This window comes from Pseudomonas sp. 382 (assembly GCF_002759075.1).
GTDB lineage: Bacteria > Pseudomonadota > Gammaproteobacteria > Pseudomonadales > Pseudomonadaceae > Aquipseudomonas > Aquipseudomonas vlassakiae.
Genome location: NZ_PEMX01000003.1, coordinates 349,009 through 370,665, shown reverse-complemented (window position 1 = coordinate 370,665; position 21,657 = coordinate 349,009). Strand labels below are relative to the sequence as shown.

Below are 21,657 nucleotides of genomic sequence, written 5' to 3'. Positions count from 1 at the left end.
CGGCTGGCTGAAAGAGAACCGCCGGATCGTGACCCGCTTCGACAAGCTCGCGAAAAGTTATGCCGCCATGGTCTCACTGGCTTGCTCCATGCGGTGTTTGCGACATCTCTTTTCGTACAGAGCCTAGATCTATGAACACCAATCGATGAACAGGTGCGTTCATCTCAGCAGCACTGAGCGAGTAATCGAGCGCTATTGTGGCGCTTATGAACATTCGACATCGCCCACTCGTTAAATCTTATAAAGAGCTTTACCGGGCCTGTAACAGATCCAGCCATTCGTCCATTGATCTGTCCGCTTGCCCGTCTTGGGTTGTCCTCTAGAAACAATTGCCAGAGGCACGCTCATGCGCCAGTTACTCAAATCGATATCCCTTCCCCTTACCTGCACTCTGTTGTGGGCTTGTTCCGCTGCCGAGACCAAGTCGCCTGTGGTGACTCCAGGCAGGCCCGAGTCGGCTGAAACGCAGCTGCTGGAGGCCGGCGCTGCGACGCTGCAATCCAAGCCACCCATTGAAGCAATCAACGCCTATCTGGATGGCTTTCACTTCTATAACGGCCACCCGGATGTGCAGATGGAAGCGCATCACTACTGCTCAATTCTGAATGAGGATGTCATTCAGTGCGTCATCTTTGACGGTAACACCAAGGGCGCGAAAATCATGGGTGTCGAGTACATCATCGATGAGAAACTCTTCGCGTCGCTGCCGGCCAAGGAAAAGGCAATGTGGCACAGCCATGGCTATGAGGTCTCCTCTGGCCAGTTGATCGCTCCAGGCATACCCGCGCCAGCCGAGCATGCCCTGATGGAGCGCCTGGCACATACCTATGGCAAGACATGGCACACCTGGCATACCGACCAGGACAAAGCACTGCCTGTCGGTGTGCCGCAATTGATGATGGGCTTCACCGCCGATGGCCAGGCTGACGCTGCGATGGTCGCGCAGCGCAATCGGCGCTTGGGCGTCGATACGTCCAGAAACAAGGCGCAGCGGGCCGGTATTCGAATACCGGCACGTGATCCCGGTGCGGATGGCTGGCAGCATGGCAACGTCATTCAAATCACCGATCCAACCGGTGATCACCTGCACCGGCCCGCGGCATCGACACCAGAGAAAACAAACAGTCGCTCCAGCCAGTAGCGGGACGCGCTGGCGTCATGCCTTGCTCAACTGTTCTGGTAAACCGACCCTGCTAATTGCGAGCATGCTGCAGATGTTCAAACCCTACCTTTGCCACGAAGTCAGTAAGGTTCATGACGGTCCCGTTTGCCTCCTAGGTGCCGTCCGCTACGTCCTGTATGACCGCTCATTAGAGCCCGGTTCGCGCTTGTCGGGCGGCAAGCGCGTGCCATTGCGGCGTTAAAAATGCGCTTTGAACAATACGCTCAGCGCATTCTGGTCGGTCGGAAACCCGTGGCTGTCCTCGATCCCATATTTGTCCGACCAGTAATCCCATTCCACACCAGCGTAAAAGCGCTTGGCCGTGTACCCCAGCGCTTTACCGACGTCGTACTTGATCTGCGGGTTGAAGTGAAAACTCTTGGCCACGTAGTTCGAGGTGCCCTTGCGGCCGACGTCATTCACATACCACTCAAGGTACCCGTCAAACAGAATGTCGGAACGGCCCAACGGAAGCGTCATCGCCCAGGTCGGGTTGATCTGCCACTGCCCCGCTGCCTTGCCGGTGATGCCATCGGGCTTGCGATAGTAGGTGTTGAGCGAAAAGCGATCGAACCCTGGCAGCAGCAGGTCCACCGCTGGCCCAAGCAGGTACCGGCGAATGCGCCCCTCGCCACGCTCGTAGGTGGCGGCGATCAGCACATCCTTGATCACGCCGTAGCGCAGGTTCTGCCCGCTGACCTTGCCCAGCGACAGCCGCGGTGAAAACTCCCCGTAATAGGTGTAGCCCTCCTTACCGGACAAGCCGTTCGACCATTTGTTGTCGACGAACAGGAACACATCCCCCCAGGTCCAGCCGCTGGCATGTTCGTAGGTGATGGTTTGCTGGATGTCGTTGCCGGTGCCATCGACCTTGTAGTTGTGGCCGTAGAGGTAACTGAGGCTGTTGTCGCTCCACATCAGCGGAGCGGCCTGGACGGTGGCAGTGGCCAGGCTGCAGAGCGGCAGCAAGCCGTGGCAGAACCAGGCGAGAGGGTTGAGTTTCATGGCTATCCCTTGGGTCGAGGTCGGTGAGGGTTACCGGCAAGGGATAACGGACAGACCTCGTCTCTGGCCACGCAGCAACGCATGGCGCCACCCTTGCCGGGTGCGCGGCATAAAGCCGCCAGAGCAATGTCCCATGCCCGAACTGGGCACTGACCGCTTCTACTCGGGCCTGCCCTTGCAGGGCGCGTGCCAGTAGATCGAATACAGCTGAGAGTGTCGATTGTGGCCAATCAAAGCCAACACTGAATACCATCCACGCTGCCGTTGCAGCACCTTATTGGCGCTGTCAGCCGCCCGGATGCACCGTTGCGGCCCACTGCCCTGCCCCGGCTGCACGCGGCAAGCCGCCATTGGCCCGGAGTGAGCGGCTTGCAAAAGCTGGCACGCTTCTGGCTAAACAGACTTCCGAGTAGAAGCGGTCAGTGCCCGAACCAGGCACGGGACATTGCTCTTGCGCCCCTGACCGGGCGTACATCCGGGTGGATGATTGCACGCGGGCCGTCGGCCCCGGGGCAAGAGAGCAGTGTCAGTCGTGAACGCTCGCCTTTCTCCAGTTGCGTCGCTTCTCCACTCGGGCTTCTCGCCGAGGGGCCGACCAGGGCCCCCGACGGATTTCGAATCGAGGTGGAGAACAATCATGAAAAACCGCTTTGGCTTGACTCAACCGCTTCGCTCGCTGCTGGCAGGGCTCGGTGTGCTGCTGGTGGGCGCGCCTGCGGCCATGGCCGGCGATCAGGTCGTGCTGCTGACCTCCTGGTACGCCCAGGCTGAACAGGGCGGCTTTTACCAGGCCCTGGCCGAAGGTCTGTACGAGAAAGAAGGGCTGGAGGTGACCATCCGCATGGGTGGCCCGCAGGTCAATGGCATGCAGCTGCTGGTCAGCCGGCAAGCCGACTTCATCGTCAACTATGACCTGCAGATCCTCAAGAGCGTGGAGCAAGGCCTGCCGGTAGTGGCGGTGGCCGCGCCGTTTCAGGGTGACCCGCAGGGCTTGATGACCCACGCCGACGTCTCCGGCCTGGACGGGCTGAACAACAAGCAGGTCCTGGTATCGACGTCCGGCCAGCAAACCTGGTGGCCCTGGCTCAAGGGCAAGTACCAGCTGCAGGACAGCCAGGCCCGCCCTTATACCTTCAACCTGCAGCCCTTCCTCGCAGGCGCCGACACCACCCAGCAGGCCTACGCCAGCTCAGAGCTGTTCCAGGCCATCAAGGCTGGCCAACAGCCCAACTTCTTCCTGTTCGCCGATGCGGGTTACCCGCCCTACGGCTCGACCGTCGCCACCCGCCAGGACCTCATCGATCAGCACCCGCAGCGCGTCGCTGCGTTCGTGCGCGCCTCGCTCGAGGGCTGGAAGCGTTATCTGGACAACCCCGCCGCAGGTAATGCGCTGATCAAGCGTGACAACCCCAACATGAGCGATGAACTGCTGGCCTGGGGCGTCTCGACCCTCAAGCAACACCAGTTGCTGACCCGCGGCGACGCGGCACTCCACGGCATTGGCACCATGAGTGACGCGCGCTGGCAGGCGACCCGCGATTTCATGGTCGAGGCTGGCCTGCTTGGCGTTGGCGCGCCCTGGCAGAAGGCCTACACCACACGCTTCGTGCAGGACCTCCATGTGCTGCCCGGCACCAACCAGGCTGCCAGCCGCTGACCCGTTCAGGCACTTGAACCCCTAAGGAACCGAATCATGTTGGTCACCAAACAACCCGTATTGCGTCGCTTCTGGTACGCCCTTCTGCCGATGACCGACCTGGACGACGGGCCAAAGCCCTTCACCCTGCTCGGGGAAGCCCTGGTGCTGTGGAAGCGCCCCGACGGCACGCCGGTCGCCATGCGCGACCGCTGCTGCCACCGCACCGCCAGGCTGTCCAAAGGTTTTGTCAGCGAAGACGGCAACATCGCCTGCGGCTACCATGGCTGGGAGTACGACTGCACGGGCGCCTGCGTGAAGATCCCGCAGAACCCGACAGGGGCAATCCCTGCCGGGGCAGCCGTCAAGGCTTACCATTGCCAGGCACGTTACGGCTATGCCTGGGTGGCCCTGGACGATCCGCTGCAGCCGATCCCCGACTTCCCCGAGGATGGCGCCCCTGGTTACCGGCGCATCTTCCAGTTCTACGAAGAATGGAAAACCAGCCCGCTGCGGGTCATGGAAAATTCATTCGACAACTCGCACTTCTCGTTTGTGCACAAGGCCAATTTCGGTTTGTTCGACCAGCCGCAACCGGCCAGCTACGCGTTCCGCGAAACCGACTACGGTTTCGAAGCCGAGACCCGCGTGCCGGTCCGCAACCCCGAGGCCAGCTTCGCCATCACCGGCAGCCGTGCGCCGATCACCGAGCGCCATCTGGTCAACCGCTATTACCTGCCGTTCTCGCGACGCTTCGGCTGCATGTACCCGGAAAGTGGCATCCATCACATCATCTACAACTGCGCCACACCGATCGATGACGGGCGCCTGATGCTGGTGCAGTGGCTGTACCGCAACGACAGCGAAGCACAGTGCTCGACCCAGGCGCTGATCGACTGGGACGCGGCGATCACCGCCGAGGACCGCGACATTCTCGAGGCCACTGACCCCGACGCCTGCGTCGATACCCGTCGGCGCGTCGAGCTGCACATGCCCTCTGACAAGCCCGGCCTGGTGATCCGCCGGCAATTGCTGGGCTTGCTCGAAGCCCATGGCGAAAGCGAAGTGTTCGCCAGCCATTGAATGCCGTTCAGCGCCCCGGTGCGCCGGGGCCTCTGCCACCGCACATAGCCAAATGGGAACGCGCCCATGTTGATACAGACCCTGTCCGAAGCCGACGCCCGACCACAGGCCCGCGTGCCTGCCGATACCATAAGCGCCGAGACCCCGCTGTTCGCCAACCAGGTGGAAAAGACCTACAGCAATGGCACCCACGCCTTGCGCCGCGTCAGGCTGGCGATCCAGCGCGGCGAGTTCGTCTCGCTGCTGGGGCCCTCCGGTTGCGGCAAAAGCACGTTGTTGAAGATGTTCGCCGGCCTGGAACAACCCTCAGCTGGCCATGTGCGCTGGTGGGGCAAGGACGCCCCCGAGCGCGCCTCGCAGGGCGATGGGACAAGCCAGCGCCTGGCGATGGTGTTCCAGGAAGCTACCTTGATGCCGTGGGCCAGGGTGCAGGACAACGTGCGGCTGCCCCTGGACCTGGCGGGTGTGCCTCGCGCGCAAAGCCAGGCCAGGGTGCAAGCGGCGCTGGAACGGGTTGGCCTGGGTGCATTCGGTGCCGTTTACCCGCGCGAGCTGTCTGGCGGCATGCAGATGCGCGCATCGATTGCCCGCGCACTGGCCACCGAGCCCAACCTGCTGTTGATGGACGAGCCGTTCGGCGCGCTTGACGAATTCACCCGCAACAAGCTCGACAGCGACCTGCGCCGCCTCTGGGCGGAGCGCGACCTGACGGTGGTGTTCGTCACCCATAGCATCTTCGAGGCGGTTTACCTGTCGTCGCGGGTGGTGGTGATGGGCGCCCGCCCCGGTCGGGTCATCGCCGATGTCGCCATCGAGGGGCCGCTGGAGCGCGACGAAGCCTATCGGACTTCACCGGCGTTCATCGCCCAATGTGCCCACCTGTCCCGGCTGCTGGCCCAGGCCAACAGCGAGCATGCCTGAGAACCACGCCATGAACAGACTACCCGCTCCCTGGCTACGCCACCCCGGCGTACTGCGCATCGTTTCACCCTTGCTGGTCGGCGCCGTGCTGCTGAGCCTCTGGCAACTGGCATGCATGGCCTGGCAGGTACCGGCCTACCTGGTGCCTTCCCCGGCGGACATCGGCCGCACCCTGGTCAGCGACGGCCCGCTGTTGCTGGGCGCGCTGTGGATGACCTTGAAGATCACCTTCCTGTCGTTCGCCCTCGCCGTGGTCATCGGCACCCTGGCGGCATTCCTGTTCGTGCAGAGCCGCCTGGTCGAAGCCAGCCTGTTCCCCTACGCCATCCTGCTGCAGGTGACGCCAGTGGTAGCCATTGCGCCGTTGATCATCATCTGGTGCAGCGACACGACACTGGCGCTGGTGATCTGCGCCACCCTGGTGGCGGTGTTTCCGATCATTGCCAATACCGTGCTGGGGCTGCGCAGCGTCAACCCCGGGCTGCTCAACCTGTTCCGCCTCAACCGCGCCAGCCGCTGGCAGGTGCTGCTGCGCCTGCGCATTCCCAGCGCCCTGCTGTGTTTCTTCGCCGGCCTGCGGATTGCCAGCGGCCTGGCCCTGATCGGCGCGGTGGTCGCCGAGTTCGTGGCCGGCACGGGCGGCAGTGGCGCGGGGCTGGCGTACCAGATCCTGCAAGCGGGCTTTCAGCTCAACATCCCGCGGTTGTTCGCCGCCCTGGTGCTGATCGCCCTGACCGGCGTCGCGCTGTTCAGCCTGATGGCCCTGCTGGCTCGCCTGAGCCTGCGCCACTGGCACGAAAGTGAACTGGGTTAAGCCCATGGAGAACCCGATGAAGCATCCAGACAGCTGGCTGATCCGTAACGCCAGCGCCATTCTCACCGGCCTGCGTGGCGCCGCAGCGCGGCATGCCGGGCCCGATATACGCATCACCGAAGGGCGCATTGCGGCCCTAGGCGCCTTGCAACCACAACCCGGCGAGCACGTGCTCGATGCGACCGACTGCGTCGTCTACCCGGGCTGGGTGAACACCCATCACCACCTGTTCCAGTCGCTGCTCAAGGGCATCCCGGCAGGCATTGATCAGAACCTCGGCGCCTGGCTGGGCGCTGTGCCTTATCGTTACCGCGGGCTGTTCGACGAGCACAGCTTGCGCCTGGCCGCGCGCATCGGCCTGGTGGAATTGGCCCGCTCCGGCTGCAGCACGGTCGCCGACCATCATTACCTGTACCTGCCGGGCATGGCGTTCGATAGCGCACAGATCCTGTTCGAGGAAGCCCAGCGGCTGGGCCTGCGCTTCGTGCTGTGTCGCGGCGGCGCGACCCAGGTGCGCCAGGCCGAGGGGCCGACGAGCGCAGGGCCGGAAACCCTTGAGCAATACCTGGACGACGTCGAACGCCTGGTCCGCACCTACCACGACAGCGCTGCCGATGCGTGGCGCCGCGTGGTGATGGCGCCGACCAGTCCGCCCTATTCGATGCCACCCGAACACCTGCGTGAAACGGCCCGCACCGCTCGCAAGCTGGGCATCCGCCTGCACAGCCATCTGAGCGAAACGGTGGAGTACCAGAATGAAGTCCAGCGCCGTCATCGATGCTCGCCCGTGGCCTTCTGCGCCGAACACGAGTGGCTTGGGAGCGACGTCTGGTTCGCTCACCTGGTCAAGCTCGGTAGCGAGGAGATCCAGCTGCTGGGCGCAACCGGCACCGGTATCGCCCACTGCCCGCAGAGCAATGCCCGGTTGGGCAGTGGCATCGCCGATATCGTCGCCCTGGAAGCGGCCGGCGTACCGATTTCGATGGGTGTGGACGGGGCGGCATCAAACGAAGCCTGTGACATGATCAGCGAAACCCATGCCGCCTGGTTGATGCAGCGCGCCAAGGGTGGCGAGCGGGCCTTGCCCGGCTACGCCGGTGGCACAGGCGAAGGCGGCGCGCAGTCTGCCAGCGTTGAAGACGTGGTGCGCTGGGGCACGGCTGGCGGGGCCCAGGTGCTGGGGCTCGAAGCGGTGGGTACCGTGCAGGTCGGCATGGCGGCCGACCTGGCGCTCTACCGGCTCGACCAGCCCCGCTACTTTGGTTTGCATGACTTGGGGATCGCGCCAGTGGTGGGTGGCGGGCGGCCGACCTTGCGTGCATTGCTGGTAGGCGGCCGGTTGCGGGTAGAAAACGACACGCTGCCCGGCATCGACCTCGCCGAACTGGGCCACCAGGCCCGCGAAGCCGTGGTTCGCCTGCAACGGGCGGCGGGGGTAAGGGCATGAGCTGGGTTCCCCTGCAGGTGCGCGCCCTGCGCCTGGAAGCCGAAGATGTGCTGGGTATCGAGCTGGGCGTTGCCGGTGGCGGTCCGCTGCCCTTCAGCTGGGCTGCTGGCGCCCACGTCGATCTGCGCTTGGGCAACGGCTTGGTCCGCCAGTATTCGGTGATCAGCCTGCCCGAGGACGGCCACCTGAACCTGGCGATCAAACGAGAACCCGCTTCGCGGGGCGGTTCGCAATGGCTGCATGAGCAGCTGCGCCTGGGCGCCTGCGTCGAAGTCGGCAAGCCGCGCAACCTGTTTGCCCTGCAGCCAGGCAGCGGCCCGGTGACGTTACTGGCCGCAGGCATCGGCATTACGCCGTTGTTGCCGATGTACCGGCAATGCCAGCAACAGGGCCGTGCGGTGCGCCTGCTGTATTTCACCCGCCACTTGCACAACGCACCGCTTGTCCCGCGTCAAGGGCCGCAACTTGAAGTGTTCCCGGGCCTGCGCGCTGCCCAGATCCAGGCTTACCTGGCTGAGCACCTGCCCGCCTGGCAGCCTGGTGCCAGCGTGTATTGCTGTGGGCCAGCCGGCTTCATGACCGGTGTCGAACAGACCGCCCTGGCCCTCGGCTGGCCTGCCACAGCACTGCACCGCGAGCACTTCAGGCCTGTCGAAGTGCCAGTCCAGGCCGCCGGCGACTGTGTTCTGGTGCTGCAGCGCAGCGGCCTTGAGGTTCAGCTTCGCGCCGCCGAAAGCCTGGTGCAGGCTGCCGCGCGAGCCGGGGTGGAGCTGCCTGTTTCCTGCGGCATGGGCATCTGCGGTGCCTGCGTGTGCCAGGTCGTCGAGGGTGAGCCGTTGCACCGCGACGACTGCCTGAGCGAGGCCCAGCGCAGCAGCGGCGAATGGATCGCACCCTGCGTCTCGGGGGCTCGCAGCGCTCGCCTGGTGCTGGACGCCTGAACCCGCGCAAATGCGCTGATGGCCCGTGCACGCGAGTCCCTTGTGGGAGCACTTTTTACGAAAGGGCCGCCAACACTGCATTCACCATGCTGCTGAAAGTAGCCGGAGAGTCCACGACCCGCGCAGGGGCTTTCACTTGCTCGTCGGCTCGCGTGCCGCGCCGGGCCTGATCGGCAGTGGCCGACAGCTTGACGATGACCACTTCGCGGCGGGGGTTGATGTAGATTTTCTGCCCGAAGCGCCCGCTCGCCTCGACCGAACCATCGCCATCGTTTTTCTGGAACCAGTAATTGCGGTAGCCGTAGCCAGGGCGGACCGGGCCGAGGTTGCCCTGGGCAAAGACCGCCGGGTCTGCGGGCTGGAAGGTGCTGTGCACCGCTTGGTTGAAGCTGTCGCCCTTGGCCTCGCGGGCCAGTTCGCGGCGCACCAGCTCGGCGAAGCGAGCGGTGTCGCGCAGGTTGCAACTGATGCCGCCACTGGCCATCTCGGTGCCCAGCGGGTCGACCTGCACGTAGGCATCGTCCTCGGCGAAACGTGACCACAAGCGCTGCTCGACCAGTTGCGCCCAGTTCAGCCCGGTAATGCGCCGCAATGCCCAGGCCAGCGCTTCCGGCGAGCCGTTCTGGTAGAAGAAAGGTGCGTGGCTGCCCGGGTTCGGCGCCTGCTGCACCTGCTGGAGGAAGCTGTAGATATCCCCGGGCATGCCCTCACCCCGTGGTATCAGCCCGGTGGCGGCAAACAGGCCGAGGTCCGGCGGCATTTGTGCTGGGTATTGCACTGCCACCTGCATGTCGAGGTTGGCCTGCACGGTCGCCTCGCCAAACGGCGTGCCGCTCAGTTCCGGCACGTAATGCGCCAGCGTGCGCTGCGGGTCCAGCGCCCCCTCGGCGATCAGCTGGGCAGCAATCAGGCCGGTGACCGACTTGGTCATCGAGGCCCAGATATGCGGCTGGCCAGGTTGGAAACCTTCTAGATAGCGCTCGTACACCACCTTGCCGCGGTGCAGCACGATCAGCCCGTCGGTGCTGGTCTGCTGCAGGTAATCAGCCAGCGTCAACGGTTGCTCTCCAGCACGCAAGGCCACCTGGTCGAGCGCCGCCCCGCGGCCTTCGGTCAAGGCCAGCGGTTCAGCCGCACGGCCGATGGCACGGGTCGGCGACACCTCGCGGGCATGGCGCATCGACCAGCGCAAGTACGGTGGCTGAAAGGCATTGGCCTGGGTCACACGCGACTCCGGCGCCGGAGGGAAGCCTTGCATCACACCTTGCCCGGGCGATGCTCCCAGTGCCAGGCCGGGAACCAACCCTGCCAGCATCAGGGCAATGCCCGGCAGGTTGGGCGTTGGGTGCTGCAGAGTGCGCTTGGTCATGGTCCTGCTCCTTGGGTGCATCAGAAATTGGCGCCGACGCTGAACGCCACATAGTCACGGTCACCGCGGGTGCCGTAATCGCCATCGAGGTAGTCGGTATAGGCCAGGCTTGCCCAGTACTGGCTGGCCAGGCTGACGTCCACGCCCAGGCTGATGGAACGCGAGCCTTCATTGAAAGCCGAGCCGTCTGCGGGTGAGTAACCCTTGACGTCATGGGCCCAGCCAAGATTCGGGCGAATATCGAGGCCCGGAACAAGGGTCGGGTAGCTCCAGGTTGCACGCAGCCGGTACCCCCACGAAAAGGGCGTCACGAAGCCTTCGCCATTGCAGTCACCCGGGCTTTTCGAGATCGCCTGGCACAGGCTGTTGTCAGCCAATTCACCGTTGCCGTAGGCACCGGAGCGACCGTAGCGCGGGCCGAAGCGCCCCTCCAGCCCGCCGACATAGGTAGCCCCTGCCTCGCCCATCAGCACCAACTGGTTGGCGCCCATGACCTGGCTGAACGTTTGCACTGCCGACACCTGGGCCTGGGTCACCTCCTTGCGCCGGTAGCCGTCGAATGGGGTGTTGTCGGTCGCCGGGCGCAGGCCATCGGCGTTCAGCGGGCTGCGTCCGGGCGCATTGAGCAACGATTGCAATATATCGTTGCCGTTGAGTTGCACCGGCATGTTCGGGCGGTAACTCAGCTCACCTTGCACCGCGGTACCGTTACGCAAGGTGGTGGCGAAGGTCACCCCGTACATGCGGATATCTTCGGGGTATTGCGCCCGGTACTGCGATGTCCCCATGCGCAGTGCACCGGCAAGGGTCTGCCCGTTGCTGGACGCCAGAAAGGCGCCGCAGTTGGCCAGCGCCACGCCGACGTTGCCGCACAGCTGCCTGGCGAAGCCGGTATTGGCGTAGTAGCGGCTGCTGACGGTACCCACGTAGGGGAAGCGGCTGTGGTAGTTGGCGGCGAACACGCCGAATTCGGTATCGAGCGGTTCGACGTACCAGTGCATCGACAAGCCCCATTGGCCACTGTTGCGCGCATCCTGGTCCGCACCTCGGGGCACGCGCACACCCTCCTCCGTGAGCATCACATCGAACGGAGCCAGGGCCTGCGCAACGGCCGGGTTGGTCACCATCTGCCCGCCGACATCGAGGCCCGTGCAGCCCTCAGGCATGAAGTCGTTGCCGGAAAAGAATGTTGCGCAGTTGTCCAGCCGGGTCTGCTCCCAGTCCAGCTGATAGAAGGCGTCGAACGACAACGCCTGGTTGAGGTTCTGTGTCACATACAGCAGGTTGACCGGCGCCAGGGCGTCTTTCACCTCCGAGCCGGGCCGCCGCAGCGCGGCCTGGTTGAACGGGTTGACGACATTCAGCCCGCCCTGGATGAACAGGCTTTCGCCCCAATTGACCACCTGCTTGCCCAGGCGCAGCGAACCGGGCTCACCGTCGATATCGTAGAGGGCATAGGCAAAGGCATCGAGCAGCTCGGCGCCAGCCGTTTTCGCCGATACCTGACGGTTGTGGTCATCGATATCGACTGCCCGCTGATGATGGTCGCGCTGCGCGGTGTCATACCAGTAAGTGCCACGCAGGAACACCCCGACGTTGTCGCGGCGCAGCTCCAGGTCATGGGTGCCCTTGAACACCGCCGAAAACACGTCGCCTGCACGGTAGTTGCGCCGCCCATCGTTGCCGTTGGCCGCCTGCAACTGCTGTTTGTCGGGGTTGGCGGTGCTCACGGCGGTACCGAACGACATGGCCGAGTCGAAACGACCCTGCAACGGCCCAACGTCGAACTGCACGCCCGCAACGGGGGTGGCAAGCAGGCAGCACGCAGCCGCCAGCGGCGCACGGCGCCGGCAGAAAAGAAAGGTTGCGCTCACTCTTAACCTCTTTTGGTTTTATTAGAGAGGGAAATGATGGGTTCAGCGCGGACGCGCCGGCCGCCCAGGCCGGCGGTGTCGGTGACGAGGAGTATCAGGCAGGTTCGCCGGCCCTCACAAATAGCGTCTTCAGATCAACGCCATGCCGATTCGTTATGGCGCGGGGTTGCGCCGTCAAACCGGCAGCAAGCGCTCATAGGCGCTGCGCAGCTTGGCCGGAATGGCAACCGGGCGGCTGCTGCTGCGGTCGACGAACACATGGATGAAGCGGCCGGCCGCGCACGCTTCAGGTTCGCCCTCGACGAACACGGCCAGGGCGTATTGCACCGAACTGTTGCCCAGCCGCTCCACGGCAATGCCCACCTCGATGCGTTGCGGGAAGGCCACGGCGGCGAAATAGTCGCAGGCAGACCCTGCCACGTAGGCCACTACCGGGTCGCGGTGGACATCCAGGCCGGCATGCTCGATCAACCAGGTATTCACGGCGCTGTCGAAAAAACCGTAATAGACAACATTGTTCACATGCCCATACAGGTCGTTGTCGTGCCAGCGCGTGGTGATCGTCTGGAAGTGGCGGTAGGCGCCGCGCAGCGGGCGCTCCCTGGCCATTCAGAACGCCGCCTGGTAGAGGGCCAGGGCATCGGCGAGGCTCACCTTGCGCGGGTTGTTGACCAGCAACCGTTGCTGTTGCAGGGCGTCCTCGGCCAACAGCGGCAGGCTGTTGCGCGGCACGCCAACATCACGCAACCGGTTGGGCAGGCCGCAGCGTGGTGCCAGCTGTTCCAGCTCATCGATGAATTGGCTGCACAGCTGATGGGGGTCGCCAGGCACCAGGCGCTCGCCCAGCAGGGCTGGCGCCAGCGCCGCATAATCGGCAAAGGCTTCGCGCCGGTTGAAACGCATCACATGGGGAAGCACCAAGGCGTTGGCCAGCCCGTGCGGCACGTGGTAGCGCGCCCCCAACGGGTAGGCCAGCGCGTGCACTGCCGCCACCGGCGCGTTGGCGAAAGCCTGCCCGGCCAGGCAGGCACCAAGCAACATGGCCTGGCGCGCCGCCAGGTTGCCACCGTTGTGCACCGCCTGGTCAAGGTTGCCGGCCAGCAGCGTCAACGCTTCGCGGGCCAACAGGCTCGATAGCGGGTTGCGTTTGAACTTGCTGGTGGTGGCCTCGATGGCATGGACCATGGCATCGATACCGGTGGCCGCCGTGATTGCCGGTGGCAGGCCCAAGGTCCGCTCGGCGTCGAGCAGCGCCAGGTCGGGCAACAGCAGCGGGGAGATCACCGCCATCTTGGCCGCCTCGCCCGTGGTGATCACCGCGACCGGGGTGACCTCCGAGCCGGTCCCGGCGGTGGTCGGCACCTGGATCAGCGGCAGGCGCTGGCCCCTGGCCTGGTCGATGCCGTAGACCGCCTCCAGCGGTTGGTCACAGCCCGGGTGTGCCAGCAGCGCCACCAGCTTGGCAACGTCCATCGAGCTGCCACCACCGAAACCGACAATCAATTCCGCACCGATATAGCGCGCCCGCCCGACCGCGGCGAGCACGCAGGCGTGGCTGGGGTCGGCGCTGACTTCGCTGAAAATCGCCACGCTCAGGTGCGCCTGGGTAAAGCCTGGCAACACATCATCGAGCATGCCCAGGTTGACAATGCCCGGGTCGGTTACGATCAGCACGCGGCGCACGCCGCGTTGCCGGCACAGCTGCGCCAGGCGGCCGACGGCGCCGGTTTCGCACAACAGTTGGGGGGTGGTGGCAAAACTGAATGGCTGCATGGGGGTGTTCCTCTTGTTCTTGTGAGTGAACAACGGCGCAAGGTCAGAACGCGAAGTGCGCCTGATCAAGGCTCATCAGGCACTGCGCGCCGCCGCGCAACGCCTCGCAGTGGGCAGTGGCGCGCGGCAGCACCCGCCGCCAGTAGAACGCCGCGGCCTGTATCTTCGCCTGGTAGAAGGCACTGTCCTGGCTGCCGGCGGCCAATGCCGCACTGGCGGTTTCGGCAGCCCGCAGCCACAGGGTGGCCAGCACCACGTAACCGGAGTAAGCGAGAAAATCCACCGACACCGCGCCGATCTCCTGCGGGTCACAGCGGCAGGCGTCTATGATTTCGGCGCTGAGGTTTCGCCATTCCTGCAGGCGCTGGGCAACTGCCTGGGCCATCCCGGCCAGCGCCTCGGCGCGGCAGTTGCTGGTCGCATCGAGCAGCTCATCGATCAGCAGGCGCAACTGCTCGCCGCCATCGCCAAGCAGCTTGCGGCGAATCAGGTCCAGTGCCTGGATACCGTTGGTGCCCTCGTACAGCTGGGTGATACGGCTGTCGCGCATCAGCTGCTCCATGCCCCATTCGCGGATGTAGCCATGCCCGCCGTAGAGCTGTACACCCAGGCTGGCGGCTTCCTGCCCGACATCGGTGAGAAACGCCTTGACGATGGGGATCAGCAAAGCCGCCCTGCGCCCGGCAGACGCCCGCGCCTCAGGCTGTGCGGCGCCGTGCTCCAGGTCCAGTGCCTGGGCGGCAAAAGCCGCCAGCATCCGGCAGCCCTCGCTGAGGGTCTTCTGGGTCAGCAACATACGCCGCACATCCGGGTGACAGATGATCGGGTCGGCCGCGCACTCGGGCGCCACCGCCCCGGCCAGGCTGCGCGACTGCAGGCGCTCGCGAGCATAGGCCAGGCCACCCTGGAACGCCGCCTCGGCAATGCCCAGCCCCTGCAAGCCGACCTGGAAGCGTGCATCGTTCATCATGGTGAACATGCAGGCCAGGCCCTGGTTGGCCTCCCCCACCAGCCAGCCGCGGGCGCCGTCGAAGTTCATCACGCAGGTCGCCGCCCCCTTGATACCCATCTTGTGCTCCAGCGCGCCGCAGGCGACTGCGTTGCGCGCCCCCAGGCCACCGTCATCGCTACATTCGAACTTGGGCACCAGGAACAGGCTGATGCCACGCACCCCGGCCGGCGCATCCGGCAGGCGCGCCAGCACCAGATGGACGATGTTATCGGTCAGGTCCTGGTCGCCGCCGCTGATGAAGATCTTGCTGCCGCTGATGCGGTAGCTGCCATCGCCCTGCGGCTCGGCGCGGGTGCGCAGCAGCGCAAGGTCGGTGCCGGCCTGGGGCTCGGTCAGGCACATGGTGCCGGCCCATTCGCCGCTGACCAGCTTGCTCAGGTAGTCACGCTTGAGCACCGTGCTGCCATGCCGGTGCAAGGCCAGCACGGCGCCCTCGGTCAGGCCGGAATAAATACGGAACGACAGCGACGCGCCCATCAGCATTTCGTGAAAACAGGCCGCGACCATTTGCGGCAGGCCCTGGCCATCGTGCTCCACTGGGCCGGTCATGCCAGCCCAACCCTGCTCCACATAATGCCGGTAGGCCTCGGGGAAGCCATCGGGCGTGCGCACGCCGCCTTGCTCCAGGCGGCAGCCTTGTTCATCACCTTGGCGATTGAGCGGAGCAACCACCTCGCCGGCAAAACGGGCACCTTGTTCAAGGATGCCATCGATGGTTTCGCGGTCCAGTTCATTGCCCAGGCGAGCACAATGCGCCGTCACATCGAACACTTCGTGCAGCACGAAGTGCATGTCACGCAGGGGGGCTCGGTAGTTCATGCGCGGCCCTCACGTACGTCCGCCAGCTGTTTGCCAGCCGCCACCAGATGCACCAGCAACCCGGCTGGCCGCCAGTGTTCGCCGAACAGCCCTTGCAGGCGTTCGAGCCGCGCCAGCACCAGGCTCAAGCCCTGCTGGTCGGCCCAACGCATCGGCCCGCCGACGGCGGCCGGGAAGCCATAGCCGTGCAGGTAGACCCGGTCGATGTCGGCGCTGCTGCTGGCTACAGACGCCTCGAGAATCCTGGCGCCCTCGTTGACCAACGCCAGCAGGCAGCGCTCGCGGATTTCGTCGTCGTCGATCTGGCGCTGGTGCATGCCCAGGTCCTGGGCGACCTTGCGCACCAACGCATCGACCGCGGGGTCATGCTCGGCATCGCGGCTACCCGGGGCGTAACGGTAGTAGCCCTGGCCGCTTTTCTGCCCGAACCGCCCTTGCGCGCACAGGGCGTTGTCGACCTGGGCCAGCGGTGCCTCCATGCCCTTGCCGGCCAGCTGGCGCGCTCGCCACTCCAGGTCGATGCCGATCACGTCATACATGCGAAACGGGCCCATGGCCATGCCGAACGCCTGCAGTGCCTCATCCACCTGCCGTGGCGTTGCGCCTTCGAGCAGCAGCTTGCGCGCCTCGGCCACGTAGCTGGCGAGCATGCGGTTGCCAATGAAGCCTGGGCAATTGCCGGCCACCACCACTTCCTTGCCCATGCGCTGGCCGAGGGCCTGCGCGGCATCGAGCACGGCAGGCGAGGTACGCTCGCCGCGCACGACTTCCAGCAACTTCATGACATGGGCCGGGCTGAAGAAATGCAGCCCCAGCACCTGCTCTGGCCGACGGGTCACCGCAGCGATGGCGTCGATGTCCAGGGCCGAGGTGTTGCTGGCCAGGATGGCGTCGGCCTTGAGCGTCCGGTCCAGCGTACGGAAGATCTCCTGCTTGAGCGCCAGGTTCTCGTACACCGCTTCGATCACCAGGTCCGCCTGCGCGAGGTCGTCAAAGGCGCTGACCTGGCGTACCCGCGCCAGGCAGGCATCGGCCTCGGCCTGGTCGATACGCCCCTTGGCCACCTGCTGGGCCCAGGTCTGCGCGAGCATTGCCAGGCCGGCTTGGGTGGCGCTGGGGTCGTTATCCAGCCACAACACCGCAAGGCCTGCTCGGGCCAGGCTGATGACGATACCGCGGCCCATGGTGCCGGCGCCGATCACCGCCGCCTGCTGAAGGGTGTAGGGAGTACTCACGGGTGACGCTCCTGATGGAGGTTGAGAAGGCATTTGCCTCACCCTAGTCAGGCGCCTACTATTTTTGAAATTTTCATTTTCCATCCCATGTATTTTTCGCATGAATATCGCCAACTTCGATCTCAACCTGCTGCGCGTGCTGGACATGCTGCTGCGTGAACAGAACGTATCGCGTGCTGCCGAGCGCCTGGCGCTGACCCAGCCAACCGTGAGCAATGCCCTGGCGCGCCTGCGCGACCTGCTGGGCGACCCCCTGCTGGTGCGCGTCGGCCGGCACATGCGCCCCACGCCACGGGCCTTGGCCCTGGAAGGCCCGATCCGCGCGGCCCTGCAACAGATCGAGCAGACCCTCGGCGCCGGTGACAGCTTCGATCCACGGCTCAGCCACCGGCAGTTGCGTATCGCCCTCACCGACTTTGCCGAGCAGCTGTGCATGCCCGGCCTGCTGGCCAGCTTGCAAACCCAGGCGCCCCATTTGCGCGTGGACGTGCAGCACCTGGCCCCCAACCTGCCGGTCGAAGCACTCGACCGTGGCGAGCTCGACCTGGTGCTGGGGCGCTTCGATGAGGTGCCCGCCCGTTACGAGCGGCGCCATTGGCGCAGCGAGACCCTGCACGTGGCCGTGCGCCAGGGGCACCCCGACGTGGACGGCGCGCTCGACCTGCAGGCCTTCCTGGCGCTGCGCCACCTGTGGGTGCACGGAGGCCAGACCCGTGGCATGGTCGATCAATGGCTGGCCGAACAGGGCCTGGCCCGGCGCATCGCCTACACCACGCCCAATTACCTGCAAGCGGCGCACCTGGCCGCAAGCTCCGACCTTTGCGTGGTGCTGCCCACCGCCCTGGCGCGGCATTTCGCCCGGCTGCTGCCCTTGCAGGTATTCGACCTGCCCTTTGCCCTGCAGCCGTTCCAGCTGGAGCTGGTGTACCTTGCCCATCGCCAGCACGACCCGGCCCTGGCCTGGCTGGTGGCGCGCATCATGGAGGTTGGCGCCGGCTGAGCCATCGCATGGCGGCATGGGTAGCCATGCAAGAGTGGTATTGGTTGGTTGGCAAGCTCTGTCCTTAGAGTGATCGCCCTCGCAACCACAAGGACCCCGCCCATGCGCCTACGATCACTGCCCTGCCTGCTGGCCCTGGCCCTGCCCTTGGCGGCGCTGGCCGAGGGGCCAGCCAAAGACGCCACCGAACTCACCCGCCAGAGCAATCAGCAATGGCTGCAGCACTTGCCCTTCGCCGACCGCAGCGACTTCGACAATGCCCGCCGGGGCCTGCTCGAAGCTGTCGACCAGCCCGTGGTCAATGCCGATGGCAAGGCCGTCTGGGACCTGCAGCGCTACGCCTTCCTCAACGGCGAGGCACCGGCCACCGTCAACCCCAGCCTGTGGCGCATCGCCCAGCTCAATAGCATTGCCGGTCTGTTCAAGGTCACCGACCGCATCTACCAGGTGCGTGGCCTGGACCTGGCCAACATGACCCTGATCGAAGGTGAGCATGGCCTGATCGTGATGGACCCGCTGCTGTCGGTGGAAACCGCCAGGGCCGGTTTGGCGATGTACTTCCGCCATCGCCCGCAACGGCCGGTGGTTGCGGTGATCTATACCCACCCGCACGTCGACCACTTCGGCGGTGTGCGCGGGGTGATCGACGAGGCGCAGGTCAAAGCCGGCGAGGTGCAGGTGATTGCCCCGCAGGGGTTCTTCGAACATGCCATCAGCGAAAACGTCCTGGCTGGGCCTGCCATGAAGCGCCGCGCCCAGTACATGTATGGCGCACCGCTGCCACGCGGGCCACGCGGCCAGGTGGATGCCGGGCTGGGCAAGGGGGTACCGGCCAACGCGACGGTCAGCCTGATTGCCCCGACCCGGCTGATCGAGCAGCCTTTCGAGACCCTGCGCATCGACGGGGTCGATATCGAATTCCAGCTCACCCCGGGTACCGAAGCGCCCGCCGAGATGAACCTGTGGTTGCCCCAGTTCAAGGCCCTGTGCATGGCCGAGAACGCCTCACACGTGCAGCACAACGTGCTGACCTTGCGCGGCGCCCAGGTGCGCGATGCCAAGGTGTGGGCGCACTACCTGGACCAGTCGCTGTTGCGCTATGGCGAGCAGGCCGAGGTGGTGTTCGCACAGCACCACTGGCCGACCTGGGGTGGCGCCGCGATTCGCGAATACCTGGCCGATCAACGTGACATGTACGCGTTCATCGACAGCCAGACCTTGCGCCTGATCAACCGTGGCCTTGGCCCCACGGAGATTGCCGCAGAACTGACCAGCTTGCCGCCACGGCTGGCCAGCAAATGGTACAGCCGCGACTACTATGGCTCGCTCAGCCACAATGTGCGGGCGGTTTATCAGCGCTACATGGGCTTCTATGACGGCAACCCGGCGACCCTCAACCCGCTGCCGCCGAGCGACGCCGGTGCCCGCTACGTCAAGGCCCTGGGCGGTGCCGAGCGGGTGCTGACCCTGGCGCGTGAGGCCTACGACGCCGGCGACTACCGCTGGGTGGCAGAGCTCACCCGCCACCTGGTGTTCGCCGAGCCCGACAACCGCGCAGCGCGCGAGCTGCAGGCCGACGCCCTGGAGCAACTGGGCTACCAGAGCGAGAACGCCACCTGGCGCAACGCCTACCTGACCGGCGCGCAAGAGCTGCGCAACGGTGTCGCTGCAGCCGCCAGCAAGGGCGGCAGCGCCGACGACCTGGTGCGCGCCCTGACCCCGACGCTGTTCTTCGACTACCTGGGGGTACGCGTGGATGCCGCCAAAGCCGCCGCACAGGACCTGACCATCAACTGGCATTTCACCGACCTGAACCAAGACTACGCCTTGACCCTGCGCAACGGCGTGCTTACCCACCGCGACCTCACGCGCCATGGGCAGGCCGATGTCGAGGTGAACATGAGCAAGGCCACCCTGGACCGCATCGCCCTGAAGCAGACCGGTTTTCTCAAGGAAGCGACCGTGGGCGATATCGACATCAGTGGCGAGCGGGTGAAATTCATGCGGTTCATGGCCGGACTGGACGAAGCGGATGGGCGCTTCAATATCGTTACGCCCTGATCCGCCTGTGGCCGCTCACGCACTCGGCAACCTTGTGTCAGCGCAGCCCTTGGCTGCGCAGTGCGCCGGGTGAAAAGTAAGACGCGCTGGTGCGCACATCGAAGGTGTAGGGCCTTGGCTGTTCGTTGGTCAGGCCCGACAGCTGGTAGCGGCCAGTGCGCAGGTCGTAGATCGCCTCCATGGCGTTGACCAGTGCCTGCCCGGTGACATGGTAGTAACTGTGGGCCTGTGCCGTGCGCCACAACGCTCCCTGGTGATCGAAGAAGTCCGCTTCGACGATGGCCCAGCTGTCCTCGTCCAGGTAATAGCGCCGGCTGGCATAGATATGCCTGGCCCCAGGCTTGAGCGTACCCACCACTTCCCACACCCGATGCAGCTCGTAGCGCGTGGGTTGCGGGTTGACGTGGCCAGGGCCGATCAACGCGGCATATCCGAGCAGCGGCGATGCCAGGCGATAGCTGTTGTACGGTATGTGCAGGGCCTTCTTGCCCACCAGCGTCCACTGGTACAGGTCTGGCGCGCCATTGAACATGTCGCGGCTGTCGGCAGTGCGCAGGCCGGCCGTGCCCGGGGTGATGCTGTCATAGGCCAGCGCCGGGGCACGACGCACCCGCCGCTGGCTGCTGCTGTACAGCCACGACAGGCGTGGCTGCGCCACCTGGTCGAGGGTTTCGTGCAATACCACGGCATCACCGGCCAGGCGCGACGGCGCGGTCATACGGTAGCTCAGGTAATACAGCACATTGCCCGCCTGGCCATCCTGCAGCACGTCGGGGCGGGCGAAGGTCTGCTGCAGGCTGATCGTGGCGTAGCGACCATCGCCACGCGGGGTAATGCTGTCCGAGGCCAGGCTGTAACTGCCGTTGCGTGGCCGGGTAAGGTGATTCCACAACACCTGCAAGCCATTGTCTGGCCGGGGAAAGGCCAGCACGCCAGAAAAACCCTGCACGCCATTGCCATCGTTGACCAGGCGGGCACTCAGGGCATTGTGCCGGGCCCACTCACCCACTTGCGACGGCACCGCGACACTGCGGTGCGAGGGGTACACCGGCAGGCGAAACGACTGCGGGTAGCGCTTGAGCAAGGCCACCTGTCCCGCCGTCAGCTGGTCGCGGTATTGGGTGTAGTTGCTCGCGGTGATCACATACAGCGGCTGCTCATCGGCATAGGGGTCCAGCGGCGTGCCATTGACCGCCAGCGACACCTGCCCTGCTTGCAGCCCACCGCTCCAGGCCGGAATGCGGCCGTCGCTGCTGGCCCCGCGTTCGGCCCCCACCGGCGTCAGGTCAGCACGCAAAGGCGCAGCCCCGACGTGCAGGGCCAGGAGGCTGGCGTTGATGAGCAGAATGCAGCGCAGCAGGTCGGCAGGTTTCATCGGGTTTGCCTCTTTTTGTTGTGTTGTCGCGGCCAGGCTTGCCCTGGCCCGCCCTTTCGGGGTGATACTAGGAGCCGCGCTTCGGACCCCACAAATAACGTGTTCGGATACGTGCCATATCAGTTCGGCA

17 protein-coding genes and 1 pseudogene are annotated in these 21,657 nt (G+C 65.2%); 10 read left to right on the top strand and 8 right to left on the bottom strand.

Annotated features, from left to right (window positions below; all coding sequences use genetic code 11):
* Both CQW31_RS06340 and CQW31_RS06335 read left to right on the top strand, forming a co-directional pair.
* Positions 1–127, top strand: a pseudogene (locus tag CQW31_RS06340) (IS5/IS1182 family transposase); the annotation flags it as partial.
* 219 nt (positions 128–346) lie between these two features.
* Positions 347–1,141, top strand: coding sequence for an OBAP family protein (locus CQW31_RS06335; RefSeq protein ID WP_099814103.1), 795 nt, complete (start codon positions 347–349; stop codon positions 1,139–1,141).
* A gap of 219 nt (positions 1,142–1,360) precedes the next feature.
* On the opposite strand, the gene CQW31_RS06330 is transcribed toward CQW31_RS06335, so the two are convergent.
* Positions 1,361–2,167 carry an outer membrane protein OmpK gene (locus tag CQW31_RS06330; RefSeq protein WP_054887270.1) on the bottom strand — a complete coding sequence of 269 codons (807 nt, stop codon included), beginning with the start codon at positions 2,165–2,167 and terminating at the stop codon, positions 1,361–1,363.
* Positions 2,168–2,804: 637 nt separating this feature from the next.
* Here CQW31_RS06330 and CQW31_RS06325 point away from each other — a divergent pair.
* From CQW31_RS06325 to CQW31_RS06300, 6 genes are all read left to right on the top strand, one after another.
* Positions 2,805–3,824 (top strand): ABC transporter substrate-binding protein, encoded by a 1,020-nt coding sequence (locus CQW31_RS06325; RefSeq protein WP_099814102.1) that lies wholly within the window; start codon positions 2,805–2,807, stop codon positions 3,822–3,824.
* 36 nt (positions 3,825–3,860) lie between these two features.
* Positions 3,861–4,886, top strand: coding sequence for an aromatic ring-hydroxylating dioxygenase subunit alpha (locus CQW31_RS06320; protein ID WP_099814101.1), 1,026 nt, complete (start codon positions 3,861–3,863; stop codon positions 4,884–4,886).
* Positions 4,887–4,952: 66 nt separating this feature from the next.
* On the top strand, positions 4,953–5,807 hold the full coding sequence (locus tag CQW31_RS06315) for an ABC transporter ATP-binding protein (RefSeq protein ID WP_099814100.1): 855 nt from the start codon (positions 4,953–4,955) through the stop codon (positions 5,805–5,807).
* 85 nt (positions 5,808–5,892) lie between these two features.
* The gene (locus CQW31_RS06310; protein WP_099814109.1) at positions 5,893–6,621 is read left to right on the top strand and encodes an ABC transporter permease; all 729 of its coding nucleotides are present in this window, start codon (positions 5,893–5,895) and stop codon (positions 6,619–6,621) included.
* Between the two features lie 16 nt (positions 6,622–6,637).
* Positions 6,638–8,068, top strand: a complete 1,431-nt coding sequence (locus CQW31_RS06305; protein ID WP_099814099.1) for an amidohydrolase family protein — start codon at positions 6,638–6,640, stop codon at positions 8,066–8,068.
* Positions 8,065–9,009, top strand: a complete 945-nt coding sequence (locus CQW31_RS06300; RefSeq protein ID WP_099814098.1) for a PDR/VanB family oxidoreductase — start codon at positions 8,065–8,067, stop codon at positions 9,007–9,009. Before CQW31_RS06305 ends, CQW31_RS06300 begins: the two co-directional genes overlap by 4 nt.
* 55 nt (positions 9,010–9,064) lie before the next feature.
* Here the strand turns inward: CQW31_RS06300 and CQW31_RS06295 are convergent, their stop codons facing one another.
* From CQW31_RS06295 to CQW31_RS06270, 6 genes are all read right to left on the bottom strand, one after another.
* Positions 9,065–10,378: a serine hydrolase gene (locus tag CQW31_RS06295; protein ID WP_099814097.1), complete on the bottom strand. Its 1,314-nt coding sequence runs from the start codon at positions 10,376–10,378 to the stop codon at positions 9,065–9,067.
* Positions 10,379–10,398: 20 nt separating this feature from the next.
* A complete protein-coding gene (locus CQW31_RS06290; RefSeq protein WP_099814096.1) occupies positions 10,399–12,252 on the bottom strand; it encodes a DUF1302 domain-containing protein in 1,854 nt (617 codons plus the stop codon).
* Positions 12,253–12,426: 174 nt separating this feature from the next.
* On the bottom strand, positions 12,427–12,861 hold the full coding sequence (locus tag CQW31_RS06285) for a thioesterase family protein (protein WP_054886088.1): 435 nt from the start codon (positions 12,859–12,861) through the stop codon (positions 12,427–12,429).
* On the bottom strand, positions 12,862–14,025 hold the full coding sequence (locus CQW31_RS06280; protein WP_054886087.1) for an iron-containing alcohol dehydrogenase: 1,164 nt from the start codon (positions 14,023–14,025) through the stop codon (positions 12,862–12,864).
* A gap of 43 nt (positions 14,026–14,068) precedes the next feature.
* Positions 14,069–15,856: an acyl-CoA dehydrogenase C-terminal domain-containing protein gene (locus tag CQW31_RS06275; RefSeq protein ID WP_099814095.1), complete on the bottom strand. Its 1,788-nt coding sequence runs from the start codon at positions 15,854–15,856 to the stop codon at positions 14,069–14,071.
* Positions 15,853–17,124 (bottom strand): 3-hydroxyacyl-CoA dehydrogenase, encoded by a 1,272-nt coding sequence (locus CQW31_RS06270; protein WP_249341975.1) that lies wholly within the window; start codon positions 17,122–17,124, stop codon positions 15,853–15,855. The genes CQW31_RS06275 and CQW31_RS06270 overlap by 4 nt, the downstream gene beginning before the upstream one ends.
* Before the next feature lie 67 nt (positions 17,125–17,191).
* On the opposite strand from CQW31_RS06270, the gene CQW31_RS06265 reads away from it, so the two are divergent.
* Positions 17,192–18,091: a LysR family transcriptional regulator gene (locus CQW31_RS06265; protein ID WP_099814093.1), complete on the top strand. Its 900-nt coding sequence runs from the start codon at positions 17,192–17,194 to the stop codon at positions 18,089–18,091.
* A gap of 102 nt (positions 18,092–18,193) precedes the next feature.
* Positions 18,194–20,152: an alkyl/aryl-sulfatase gene (locus CQW31_RS06260; protein WP_054886083.1), complete on the top strand. Its 1,959-nt coding sequence runs from the start codon at positions 18,194–18,196 to the stop codon at positions 20,150–20,152.
* 37 nt (positions 20,153–20,189) lie between these two features.
* Here the strand turns inward: CQW31_RS06260 and CQW31_RS06255 are convergent, their stop codons facing one another.
* Positions 20,190–21,527 carry a DUF1329 domain-containing protein gene (locus tag CQW31_RS06255; protein ID WP_099814092.1) on the bottom strand — a complete coding sequence of 446 codons (1,338 nt, stop codon included), beginning with the start codon at positions 21,525–21,527 and terminating at the stop codon, positions 20,190–20,192.
* Positions 21,528–21,657 lie beyond the last annotated feature (130 nt).